At 73.3% G+C, this 11,809-nt stretch carries 10 protein-coding genes; 2 read left to right on the plus strand and 8 right to left on the minus strand.

Translation table 11 applies throughout. The features are described from left to right. Together KS423_RS25125 and KS423_RS25130 are read right to left on the minus strand one after the other, a co-directional pair. Positions 1-1,229 (minus strand): LCP family protein (locus KS423_RS25125; protein WP_224282033.1); only part of this gene is annotated, 1,229 nt, incomplete at its 3' end. Then, positions 1,222-1,575 (minus strand): DUF6542 domain-containing protein, encoded by a 354-nt coding sequence (locus KS423_RS25130; RefSeq protein WP_224282034.1) that lies wholly within the window; start codon positions 1,573-1,575, stop codon positions 1,222-1,224. The genes KS423_RS25125 and KS423_RS25130, both read right to left, overlap by 8 nt. A 407-nt stretch (positions 1,576-1,982) precedes the next feature. Between KS423_RS25130 and KS423_RS25135 the strand changes: the two genes are divergently transcribed. Continuing rightward, entirely contained in the window at positions 1,983-2,639 is a 657-nt protein-coding gene (locus KS423_RS25135) for a TetR/AcrR family transcriptional regulator (RefSeq protein ID WP_224282035.1), read from the plus strand. A gap of 139 nt (positions 2,640-2,778) precedes the next feature. On the opposite strand, the gene KS423_RS25140 is transcribed toward KS423_RS25135, so the two are convergent. The 5 genes from KS423_RS25140 to KS423_RS25160 form a co-directional block, all read right to left on the minus strand. Continuing rightward, positions 2,779-3,564, minus strand: a complete 786-nt coding sequence (locus tag KS423_RS25140) for a GNAT family N-acetyltransferase (RefSeq protein ID WP_224282036.1) — start codon at positions 3,562-3,564, stop codon at positions 2,779-2,781. 60 nt (positions 3,565-3,624) lie between these two features. Next, on the minus strand, positions 3,625-4,191 hold the full coding sequence (locus KS423_RS25145; RefSeq protein ID WP_224282037.1) for an RICIN domain-containing protein: 567 nt from the start codon (positions 4,189-4,191) through the stop codon (positions 3,625-3,627). A 37-nt stretch (positions 4,192-4,228) separates the two neighbouring features. Continuing rightward, positions 4,229-5,077: a peptidoglycan-binding protein gene (locus tag KS423_RS25150; protein WP_224282038.1), complete on the minus strand. Its 849-nt coding sequence runs from the start codon at positions 5,075-5,077 to the stop codon at positions 4,229-4,231. Positions 5,078-5,119: 42 nt separating this feature from the next. Then, positions 5,120-6,025: a CAP domain-containing protein gene (locus tag KS423_RS25155; protein ID WP_224282039.1), complete on the minus strand. Its 906-nt coding sequence runs from the start codon at positions 6,023-6,025 to the stop codon at positions 5,120-5,122. A gap of 133 nt (positions 6,026-6,158) precedes the next feature. Then, positions 6,159-9,092: a BTAD domain-containing putative transcriptional regulator gene (locus KS423_RS25160; RefSeq protein ID WP_224282040.1), complete on the minus strand. Its 2,934-nt coding sequence runs from the start codon at positions 9,090-9,092 to the stop codon at positions 6,159-6,161. 129 nt (positions 9,093-9,221) lie between these two features. Between KS423_RS25160 and KS423_RS25165 the strand changes: the two genes are divergently transcribed. After that, positions 9,222-10,652, plus strand: coding sequence for a BTAD domain-containing putative transcriptional regulator (locus KS423_RS25165; protein ID WP_224282041.1), 1,431 nt, complete (start codon positions 9,222-9,224; stop codon positions 10,650-10,652). 32 nt (positions 10,653-10,684) lie between these two features. Here the strand turns inward: KS423_RS25165 and KS423_RS25170 are convergent, their stop codons facing one another. Then, positions 10,685-11,161: a hypothetical protein gene (locus KS423_RS25170; RefSeq protein WP_224282042.1), complete on the minus strand. Its 477-nt coding sequence runs from the start codon at positions 11,159-11,161 to the stop codon at positions 10,685-10,687. Positions 11,162-11,809 lie beyond the last annotated feature (648 nt).

Genomic DNA, 11,809 nt, shown 5'->3' on the forward strand with positions numbered 1-11,809 from the left:
GGGGCGGCGGGGGCCTGGGTGGCCGGCGCTGCGGAGGCGGCGGCCGGGTCGGTCGGGGCGGCCGGAGCCGCGGCGTCGGCGTAGCCGAAGAGCTGCTTGACCACCTTCTGGACCTTCGCCGGGGTCACAAGGTTGACATCCTGGCCGTTCCTGGTGCCGAACCCGTCGAAGGTGAGGGTGTTGAACTCGACGTTGCCGCCGGTGAGGTTGGGGGCCTGCTGGGCGAAGTCGAGTACGTTCCACTCGTTGTCGATCACCAGGTCCTTCTGCATCACGCCCATCAGCTCCTGCATCTTGCCCAGGTCGCCGATGACGCCCTTCTGCTTGAGGTTGTGCACCACCGAGGAGATGAAGGCCTGCTGGCGGTGGGTGCGGGCGAAGTCGCCGGTGTTGCCGTCCGGGCCGTCGAGGTTGTGGCGCTGGCGGACGAAGGAGAGCGCCTGGGAGGCGTTGAGCTTGTTGATGCCCTTGTGGAAGTCGGCCCCGGAGCCCTGGCCCTCCATGGCCGGGTCCTTGGTGTCGTGGGTGAGGCAGACCTCGATCGGCTGGAGGGCCTTGGCGATGTCGTAGAAGCCCATCAGGTTGACCTCGGCGATGTGGTCGATGGGCTGGTCGAGGAACTTCTGCACGGTGCGGATGGTGGCCGCGCGGCCGATGTCCCGCCCGGCCTTCTCCAGGTCGGCGCCCTTGAGACCCTTGGCCCGCAGGCCGGCGTCGGCTTTTTCCTTGGCCGCGCCGTAGGCCTCCTTGATCTTGGCCATGCCCATCTGGGCGCCGCTGGCGTCGTAGGTCATCACGTAGTCGTCGCGGGGTATCGAGACGGCCTGCACCTTGCCGCCGTTCGCCGGGATGTGCAGCAGGATCAGGGAGTTGGTGTTGTAGCCGCCGATGTCGGAGCTGTGGCCGGCGTGCAGCTCGTCCTGGACGAACTCGGGCGGGAGGTCCGTGCCGTCCATGTTCTTGCGGCTGTCCAGGCCGATCAGCAGCAGGTTGACCGAGTTGTCGAGGTGCTTGGGCGCGTCCTTCTTGGTCTCGGCGATGACTCCGGAGGTGGTCATCCCGTCGGTGAGCTGCTTGTACTCGTACCAGACCACCCCGCTGGCGGCGAACACCGCCAGGCCGACGCTGCAGGCCAGCGCCCGGCCCGCGATGAGCGCGGAGGAGGGGCGGCGGCGCGGTGGCGTCGGGACTCCGCCCTCGGCCCGGTCGTCGGTCCGGTTCTCAGCCATGCTGCCTCCTCCGCGCCCGGACCAGCCGGACCGCGATCACGACGACGGCCGCGGCCGCGGCCTCGGCCATCACGGGAAAGCCGTGCACCACCCACTTCGCGGCGCCGGTGGCCAGGCCCTTGCCCTGGTACCGGTCGCGGTGGGCGGCCAGCTCGACGACGGCCGTCGCGCCCAGGACGACCAGCGGCGAGGCGGCGAGCACCCACCACCAGCCGTTGCGGCTGCTCAGCGCCGTCGCCAGGCCGGTGCCGAGCACGGCGGCCACGGTGAAGGCCAATCCCATGCCGGGGCCGGAGAGTTCGTCGACCGCGGCGCCGGCCAGCGGCAGCCCGACGGCGAGGGCCACCGGCAGTGCCGGCCCGCCGGGCAGGGGGCGTATGTGTCCGGCGGGTCCATCCGCCGCCCGTCGGCGCGCCCTCTGGCCGGCCGACCGTCCTCGTTGCCCCGTCACGCCCTCACCCCGGTGTTCCCGTGCTCCGCGCGCCACGGTGGCGCCTGCGCCGCATGCCGTCCGAAAGTCCGTTCGTGGCGCTGCCAGTTCTGGACGCCGGTTCCGGCCGGCCGGTTCCCGCGCAGGCCTGGCTGCCCGTGATCGGGGGCGCTTCCCAATTCCTTCTACACGGGTGTAGAAGTCGTACGCAGCATAGAGCACGTCCGTCCGGCGGCACCTTCGGGTTCGCCGCGACCCGGATAAACTACACCGGGCAGTTTCTGAGAGGGTCGGTCGATGCGCCGGCGGAAGGGGAGAGGACCGTGGCGGCGACGGGCGGAGCGGGGCGACCGGAGAAGCGCAAGGCGATCACGCAGGCCGCGACGGTGGTGTTCGGGCGCGAGGGGTACGTGCGGGCCAGCATGGACGCGATCGCGGCCGAGGCCGGGGTGTCCAAGCGGACGGTCTACAACCACTTCGCCGACAAGGAGACCCTCTTCCTGTCGGTGGCCCTGCAGAACTCGGCGGAACTGACCGAGCGGATCCGGGAGTTGATGGCGAAGTACCTCGACCGGGTGGTGGACCTGCGCCAGGACCTGGTCGACTTCGCCGTCGAGCGGGCCCGCGCCGTCCTGTCCGCCGGCGAGCACGGGGCGCTCGGCCGGGCGATCCGGGCCGAGGTGGCCAACATCCCGGCGGACGTCCTGGAGGCCTGGCTGGAGGCCGGGCCGATCGCCTCCCAGCGCGACCTCGAGCAGCACTTCGCGGCGCTCGCCGGGCGCGGCCTGCTCGCGGTCGAGGACGCCGGGACGGCCGCCGAGCAGTTCACGCTGCTGACCTTCCACGGCATCGCCGAGCGCTCCTTCTGGGGCGCACTCCCGGTGGCGGACGAGGAAGTCGAGCGGATCGCGACGGCCGGCGTGGACGCCTTCCTGCGGATCCACGGTGCGTCGGCGGCGCAGACCGAGGCGCAGGGCTGAGATCACCCGGGCAGAGACGGCGCCGCCCCCGCCCGGGCAGAGGCGGCCCGGCAGGTGCTCGACCTGGTCGGCGGCCCGCTCCCGGAGGGCTACCGGTGAACCTGGCGGGGCACCGTCGAGCGGACGGTCCGGTGGACGTCTAGGACGCGGCGCCGAGCACCAGCTCGTTGTACGTGGCGACGGTGGTGAAGCCGAGCCGCTCGTACAGCCGGATCGCCGGGGCGTTGTCCGTACGGACGTTCAGGCCCAGGTGGTCGGTGGTCGCGGCCAGGTGGTGGCACAGCGCGGTGACGCAGGCCCGGGCGAGCCCGCGGCCGCGGGCGTCGGGGTGGGTGGTGACGTTGCCGAGTACGGCGACCCGCTGCGCGGGGGAGTGCACGTGCACTCCCGCGACGGACACCAGGCGGCCGTCCTCGCGGACGCCGACGTAGCCGCCGTCGGCGAGCATCCGGGGGTCGAACCAGGAGTCGGGGTAGGACTCGGTGAGCAGGGCACGGACGGCGTCGACGTCGTCGAGGGTCAACGGCTGCGTCTCGTGCGCGACCTCGGTCGGAAGCCCGTCGGTGAGGAGCATCCGCAGCAGCGGCGTCCGGCGCTCGACCGCGTAGTCGGGGGCGAGGGCCCGCTCGGCGCCGTCCGGCAGCCCGGCCGTGAAGCGGCGCGGGAGGAAGGGCCGGAGGTCGTGCAGCAGGGACTCCAGCGCAGGCACGTCGGCGGACCGGGCGAAGGCGAGCAGGACGGGGGTGTCCCCGCCGCTGTAGAGCAGCGCGACCGGCCCGTGGCCGGAATCGGGAGAGGCCGTGTACCAGGTGGTGTTCGGCCAGAGGGTGTCGTCCAGGTCGCCGAGCTCGAAGAGGTGCAGCGCCGGATCGGTGCGGAAACGGGCGGCGAGCGCGGCGCGGTCGTGCAGGCTGATGAGGGGCACGCGGACGAGGATAGGCCCGGTCCGCTCGACGTCGACGAGCGGACCGGGCCCGGTGGTTCGTCAGCCCAGCAGCCAGCGCTGGGCCGGGGCGGCGGGGTCGCAGGGGGCCACCCCGGTGGCCTGGCCGCCGCCGTTGGAGGTGAGGCACTGCCCGGTGGCCGCGCTGCGGACCAGGTACCAGCCGTGGTCCTCGTCGGTCAGCCGCCACTTCTGGTTGGCCGGCATCCAGTCGCCGGCCGGGCGGTTGAGGCCGTCCAGCCCGCCGGGGGTGTCCCAGAGGCGGACGGCACCCGAGCCGGTGTCGAGGTCGATCACCTTGCTCTGCCCGTGCGAGATCGCCGTGGTGCCGTCGCAGTACTTCCAGAACGACCAGGTCTGCGCGGGCGACTGGTTGGCCGTCCAGACGACGATCGGCTGACCGTTGACCTCGGCGTTGTGGTACAGGTCGAGCGCGCCTGCTCCGGAGCCGTTGTTCACGGCCGTCATCCCCCCGACGGACGGCGAGAAGTCGCAGGCGCCGGCCGGTGCCGCCTGCGCCGCCGGTGCGCCGGCCACGACCGCCCCCGCGACGGCAGTGACGGCCCCGAGCGAGGCGAGGAACCTGCGGGTACGGGTGATGGTGCTCATGGGGTTTCTCCTTCTGGTGTGGTGGACGGGCCAGGGGTCAGCCGCGCGGGACCGCGAGCGCGGCCCACTGCTTGGGGCCGGGTATGCCGTCGGCGTCCGCGCCCGAGTCGCCGAGCTTGTGCTGCCAGTTGCGGAAGGACTCGAGGTCGGCGTCGGACCACTCGGGCCCGGGGCCCTCGGCGTAGGCGGAGCAGCCCTCGGCGACGAGGCGCTCGCCCATCCGGGTGATGACGTCGCTGTTCTGGCCGTCGTGGAAGAAGTCGGCGCCGGGAAACGGCTCGTAGCCGTCGCCGCCGCCGGCCGCCGGGGCGGCACCGGACGGGGCGCCGCCGCTGGGGCTGTCGTCCGCGGAGGCCTCCTGCCCGAAGTAGAGCGCCCCGGGCCGGTCCTTCCACTCCGGGTCGGCGAGGACCACGCCCTCGGTGAAGTCCGGGATGCCGTAGCCGTGGACCCAGTCCGAGCGGCGCTCACGGGTCTTCATGTAGACGCCGTCGCCCTCGGAGCTTCCCCCGTCGTTGGTGTTGCCCTCGACGGTGGTGATGGTGGAGCTGGTGTAGGCGACGCAGATGCCGGTGTGGCTGCCGCCGCCGGGGCCGAAGAAGACCTGGCCGCCGATCACCGGGTACTCGGTGAAGCGGTCGCGCTCCTTGAACCAGGCGACGCCCTCCGCGCAGGAGGCGGTCACCGGGAAGAGGCCGGCGTTGCCGGACTGCTCGGCGCACCAGGCGACGAAGGTGGCGCACCAGGCCTCGCCCTGGGACCACTCCAGGCCGGCGACGGCGGGGGAGAACTTCTGGATGTTGTTCCAGTGCCCGCCGCTGCGGCCCTCGTGGTAGCCGACCTCGTCTCGGGCGATGCGGATCAGGTCCGCCGCGTTCGAGGACATGGGTGTGGACTCCTTGTTGGTGGAAGGGTGCCGGTCGGGGTCTCAGGCCTTGCCGAAGGTCTGCACGTAGCGGCCCCAGTTGCCGCGCTGGCGGGGTGCGTAGCCGATGCCGATGAAGTTGTAGTCGGGGTTGAGGATGTTCACCCGGTGGCCCGGGCTGTTCATCCACATCTGCATCGCCTCCGGCACGCTGTTGCTCGGGGTGACGTTCTCGGCGGAGGCCCGCGAGGAGAAGCCGGCGGCCGCGATGCGGTCCCAGGGGGTGCTGCCGTCGGTGCCGTTGTGCTGGGTGAGGTCGTGCGAGGCCATGTCGTTGGCGTGGCGCTGGGCGGCGGCGCTGAGGCGCTCGTCCAGGCGCACCGGCGGAGCTCCGACGCGGCCGCGCTCGGCGTTGACGGCGTTCAGCATCTCGGTGCGGAAGTCACCGCCGCCGCCGGGCTGGGGCTGCGGTTGCGGCTGAGGCTGCTGCTGCTGCTGGCCGCCGCCGCTGACGCCGCCCGCCGGGACGAGCTGCCAGCGCTGCGCCGGGTTGGCGTCGTCCTGCTTGGCCAGGGTGAGCGGGGAACCGGGGGCGGCCGCGGTGAGGAAGAGCATGCCCTCGTTGGTGCGGGTGGTGCGGATCCGGACCCAGTCGTTGTCGAGGGGCTCGAAGCACCAGTGCTGGTTGGGCTGGTTGTGCTCGTTGTACAGCCAGGCCTGGCCGATGGAGTAGTTGAAGTCCATGACCATGGCCTGGCCGCCGACGTGCCGGCCGGTGGTCAGCAGGGTCTCCAGGAGGAAGCTGCCGTTCTCCTTGGCCCAGAAGGTCCAGCCCTGGGCGGTGGTGCCGTTGGGGCTCCAGGACTGGATGGCGGTGCCGGCGGCGGTCTGGCTGGAGCGGACGTCGGCGACCGTTCCGTTGGCGGACTTGAGCGTCCAGTTCTGACCGTGCTGCGGGAGCGTGGGCATGGTTGCGCCTCTCGTCTGTGGTGTCGCCCCGGGCCGCAACCGCGGCGGCCCGGGGCCTGACGAGAGAGACGTTCCTGCACTGCGGTAGACGGCCGGTCAACGCGCGTAGCCCACACCGCCGTTGATGCCGCGTCTACTGCGCCAGAAGCTCCCTGACCTGCGCCGACTCCTCCTGGAGCCCCAGCCGCTCGTACACCTCCAGGGAGTCCGTCAGACAGGCCCGGGCCTGGCTCGGGCGGCCGAGGCCGGTGAGCGCGGTGCCGAGGGTGCGCAGCAGGGCGGCCTCCAGGGCGGGGCTGGTGCGCCGGGCGAGCGGGAGGACGGCTTCGGCGGCGTCGACGGCGAGCAGCCAGCGGCCGGCCTCGGCGTGGATGCGGGCGGCGAGGTCTCCGGACGCGGCCGCGAACACGGTGACCTGGAGCGTGGCGAACTCCTCGCGGGCGCCGACGGCGTGGGCGAGCGCCGCCTCCGGATCGCCGCACAGCCGCAGCACCCGGGCGAGGTAGTAGCGGCCGATCGCGGCGGAGACCGGCCCCGAACCGCTCATCAGGTGGGCGCTGCGCTCGGCGGCGTCCCGGGCCTCGTCGATCCGGCCGGTCTGGGCGCAGCTGAACGCGAACTCGCCGAGGGCGCTGCCCTCGGAGCGGCTCGCGTCCAGGCGCCGGAACAGCCCGGCGGCCCGGCCGGCGTGTTCGGCGGCCTCGGCGTAGCGGCCGTGGACGCGGGCGTTGCCGCCGAGGGTGAGCAGGGCCTTGGCGAGGACCCGCTCGGTGCCGGTGGTGGTGCAGACGTCGACGGCTCGGTGGATCTCCTCCTCGGACTCGGTGTAGCGGTTGACGTGCCAGAGCATCGAGCCGCGCAGGTAGCGGGCGAGGGCGAGCGGGCCGTGGTCGCCGCGTGCCGTGGCTTCCCGGGCGAGGCGTTCGGCGAGGTCGGCGATGACGGTGGTCTGGGTGCGTTCGGCGAGCACCGAGCCCATCCGGTCGGCGAGTTCGGCGGCGCGATCGAGCGGCACGGCCGGGTCCGCGCAGCTCAGGGCGATGACGGCGGCGTGCACCTCGGCCTGTTCGCGCATCCAGCGCACGGCTTCCGCGCCGTCGGCCACCGGTCGGCCGGGGTGGGACACGGACGCGTCGAGGAGGCTGAGTTCGACCGGGTCGGGTTTGCGGGCGACGAGGTCGGCGTTGCGGGCGGTGGCGAGGCAGAAGTCGAGCAGCCGGTCGGTGGCGGCGGTGCGTTCGGCGGTGCCGTCCTCGTCGGCGAGCCGGCCGCGGGCGTAGGCGCGGACGAGGTCGTGGAAGCCGTACCGGCCGAAGCGGGGGGAGTGCAGCAGATTGAGGTCGACGAGGGTTTCGAGCAGCTCGCCGGTCTCGGCCTCGGTGCGGTCGAGCAGGACGGCGGCGCAGGGCAGCGGGACGTCGGGGGCGTCGGGCAGGGCGAGCAGCCGGAAGGCGCGGGCGAGTTCGGCGTCCAGGCGGTGGTAGGAGATGGCGAAGCTGGCTTCCACCGTCCGTTCGCCGTCGCTGAGTTCGGCCAGCCGGTGCTCGCGGCGGAGTCCTTCGGCGAGTGCGGCCAGGGTGAGCGCGGGGTCGGCGGCGAGCCGGGAGGCGACGATGCGGACGGCGAGCGGCAGCAGCCCGCAGGCCCGGACGACCTCCTCGGCGACTCCGGGTTCGGCGGCGACGCGTTCGGCGCCGACGATCCGGGTGAACAGCTCCAGCGCCTGTCCGGGCGGCAGGGTGTCCAGCCGCAGCTGGTGGGCCCCGGCGAGGCCGGTCAGCCGGTGGCGGCTGGTGACGAGGACGGCGCAGCCGGGTGAGCCGGGCAGCAGCGGTTCGACGTGGCCGGTGGTGGCGGCGTTGTCGAGGACGACCAGGACGCGCCGCCCGGCCAGGGCCGAGCGGTACAGCGCGCTGCGTTCGCCGCTGTCCGGCGGGATCTCGCCCGGGTCCACGCCGAGGTCCCGCAGGAAGCCGGCGAGCACCGTGCCGGGGTCGGGCGGGGTGTGGTCGGCGCCGCGCAGGTCGGCGAAGAGCTGCCCGTCGGGGAAGCGGTCGCGGACCCGGCGGGCGACGTGCACGGCGAGGGTGGTCTTGCCGACGCCGCCCATGCCGTCCAGGGCGGAGACCACGACGGCCCGTCCGCCGGCGCCGGCGAGGCGGTCGGCGAGGGTCTCGGCCTCCTCGGTGCGGCCGGTGAAGTCGGGCAGGCCGGACGGGAGCTGGTCGGGAGCCTGCCAGCTGTCGGCGGTGGCGTCGGCGGTGGGTTCGGCCGGGTCTGCGGCGGCCTTCGCGGGCAGCAGGGAGGCGTCCTCGCGCAGGATGCGCAGCTGGAGGTCGGCCGGGCCGTTCTCGCCGGGCGGGAGCGAGGCGCGGGCGTCCTCGTACACGGCGAGCGCCTCGGCCTTGCGCCCGGCCTGGTAGAGGGCGCGCATCAGGACGGCGGTGAGCCGGGGGCGGCCCGGGTGCTCCAGGGCGAGGGCGGCGATCGCCGCGGTGAGGTCGGTGCGGTCGCCGAGATCGGCGTCCAGTTCCAGTTCCGTCTCCTTGGCCGAGATCCGCTGCTCGGTGAGACGGGTGCGGACGGCCTCGGCGTGCGGCCCGGGCAGTCCGGCCAGGGCTTCGCCGACCCACAGCCGGTGGGCGCGCCGCAGCACCTCCCGTACCTCCTGCGGCGGTGCGTCCGCCTCGCGCAGCCGTCCGGCCTCGGCCACCTGCGCCTCCCAGGCGGCGGCGTCCACCTCGGCACCGGGCGCCCTGAACGCGTATCCGTCGCCGACCCGGACCAGCGGCATCCGGTCCGGGTCGGCCCCGGCGTACGGCCGGAACGCGGTGCGCAGCCGGGAGACGGCGAGCTGGACGGCCTTGCGCGGATCGGCCGGCGCGGCCCCGCCCCACACCCCCTCGACCAGCACCGAGGTCGCGACCGTCCGCCCGGCGGCGCCCAGCAGTACGGCGAGCACGGCCCGCTGCTGCGGCCTGCCCAACTCCAGTTCCTGCTCCCCGTACCAGGCCCGCAGCGGTCCCAGCAGTCCGAACCGCAGCCCGGATCCCCCCATGTCACCCATGTCCCATCCCCGAAAGTCGTTCTGCGCCGGGATCTCGCCAGTTCTGTCCGGACGGCGGGCCCCGTACCCCCGGCGGCCTATTCTCTGTCACAGATTGTGTACCGGATCGAGGGCTTCGAGGAGTGGGCGGTGGGGCTCGAATTCCACGTGCTGGGGCCACTGCGGGTTCGGTACGAGGGCCGGGAGGTCGACCTCGGACGACCGCAGCAGCGGGCCGTCCTCGCCGTGCTGCTGTTCCCGCCGGGGCAGCTGGTGTCGACGGACCGGCTGGTCGAGAGCCTGTGGGGCGAGGACGACAGCCGCTGGCCGAAGGACCCGGTCGGGCAGATCGGCACGCATGTCCACCGGCTCCGACGTGCCCTCGGCGCGCCTGGGCTGCTGGTCGGGGCGGCGGGCGGGTACCGGTTGGAGGCGCCGCGTACGGCGGTGGACCTCTTCCGCTACGAGGCCGCGGTGGCGGAGGCCGTTGCGCTGCGTCACCAGGATCCGCTACGGGCGCGCGAGCTGCTGGCGCAGGCGCTGGGGGCCTGGGAGGGGGACCGCGCGCTGGAGGGGGTGCCCGGGACGTTCGCCGGGCGGGTCCGGGAGCGACTGGCGGCCGGGCGCTTCGCCGCGGTGAAGGCGCTGCTCGGCCTGGACCTGGCGCTCGGCCGGCACGCCGAGGCGCTGGAGCCGCTGTCCGGCCTGGCGGCCACGCACCCGCAGGACGAGGAGGTGCACAGGTTGCACCTGCTGGCACTGCACCGCTGCGGCCGTACGGCGGAGGCGCTGGCGGGGTACGAGGCGCTGCGGGAGCGGCTGGACGGGGAGCTCGGGCTCGAACCAGCCCCGGCGCTGGTCGAACTGGCCGAGCAGATCCGACGGGGGGAGGCCCCGGTGCTGCTGCGGCGGCTGCCGAGGCTGCCGAGGCCGTGTCAGCTGCCGCCGGACATTTCGGACCTGGTCGGGAGGGCGGCGCAGGTGCGGGAGGCGGAGCGGGTGCTGCGGGCGGGCGGCACTCCGGTGCTGGGGCTGTCGGGCCCGGCGGGCTGCGGCGCCTCGGCGCTGGCGGTGCACGTCGCGCACGCCGTCCAGGACGCCTTCCCGGACGGCCAGCTGTACGCGAGCGGGGGCGGCTCGGGCACGGTGCTGGCCGGCTTCCTGCGGGCGTTGGGGGACCGGACCGACTCCTCGGTGGGCCTCGACGAGCTGTCCGCGCGCTACCGCGCCGCGCTCGCCGGGCGCCGGGTGCTGGTGCTGCTCGACGGGATGGCCGAGCCGGGACCGCTGCTGCCGTCGGTGCCCGGCTGCGCCGCGGTGGTGGCGGGGGCGGAACCGGGCACGCTGCCCGAGGACGCCGTACGGCTGGCGGTGGGACCGCTGGAGCCGCACGACGCCTACGAGCTGCTGGCCCGGATCGTCGGCGCGGAGCGGATCCGGCGGGAGCCGGAAGCGGTGTCCGAGCTGACGGAGATCTGCGGCCACCTGCCCGTCCTGCTGCGGACGGCGGCGGAGCGGCTCGCCGCCCGGCCGCGGTGGACGGTGGCCGACCTGGTCAGGTGGTTCGCGGAGCGGGGCTGAGCGCCGGGCCGCCGGCGCGGCCCCGCCGGGGACTACGGCCTGGGGGAGTACAGGTCGGAGGCCAGGACCACGGCCTGGGGGTCGTTGCCGTGGGGGACTCGGTCGCCGCCCCAGTAGACGGAGACGTTGCCGTTGTCGTTGACCGTCAGCTTGGCGTGCGGGTGGCCGATGGTGCCGAGAGCCCAGCAGATGCCGCCGTTGGCGGAGTAGACGACGAGGTTGCCGTCGCTCTGCATGACGGCCTTGTATCCGCAGTTGTTCGTGCGGGTGGACCAGACCGCGCCGTTGGGGTGGTAGATGACCAGGTTGCCGTCGGTCTGCATGATCAGCCGGGTGGTGGACGAGTCGACGTGCCAGCCCTGGTAGAGCGGCTCGTCGTCCCAGATGGTGTGGGTGCCCGGGTCGTACGCGGCCTGCGCGCTGCCAGCCCCCAGCATCGTCCCGGTCAGTGCCAGCGCGGCGGTCGCCGCTACGACGGCCGTGCGTCGGAGTGCGTTGATTGCCTTCATGTCCCCGTGTACCTCGTGGTTCTCTCGTGCGTTCGCGCCCGGGAGGTCCTCGGGGCGCCGTGTGAGGACGATCGTGGGGGAGGGCGGTAGACAAACGATGAACGCCCGCGTTGATCGGCGTCCGGGGGCAGGCCAGGCCGGCGGCTGGGCCGGCCGGTCCTACGGCGGCCCAGGGGCATTTGGCTTGGGCCCGGAGCAGGAGTACTGTCTCCTAGTCGCCTGACAGGGAGCACCGGACACGCAGCTGCGCGGACGGTCCCGGGGTGGCCAATCCTCTGAAACACCACTTCCCGGTTCGGGCCGGGTCGCTTCGCGTATCTGCGTCGCGGCCTGGTGCGTATTCGGCGTGCGCGTTTTATCGGGTTGCGGTCGGATTCGCTTTTCGGAGCGGAGATCGGCTAGAGTTTGAAACGTCGGACGGGGCGTCAAACCCCGGAAGACGCCGGCGAGTTGGATGAGCGAAGCCCCGGAAACGGAGCGGAAAACATCTGATAAGCTGGAAACACGAAAGAACGAAGCCCGGAGGATTCGCTGGAAGGCGGTCCGAAGGAAGCGTCCGTTCCTTGAGAACTCAACAGCGTGCCAAAAGTCAACGCCAGATATGTTGACATCCCCGGCCTCAGGTTTCCTGGGGTTGGAGATTCCTTT

Origin of the sequence: Streptomyces sp. LS1784, assembly GCF_020103755.1 — a bacterium.
GTDB lineage: Bacteria > Actinomycetota > Actinomycetes > Streptomycetales > Streptomycetaceae > Kitasatospora.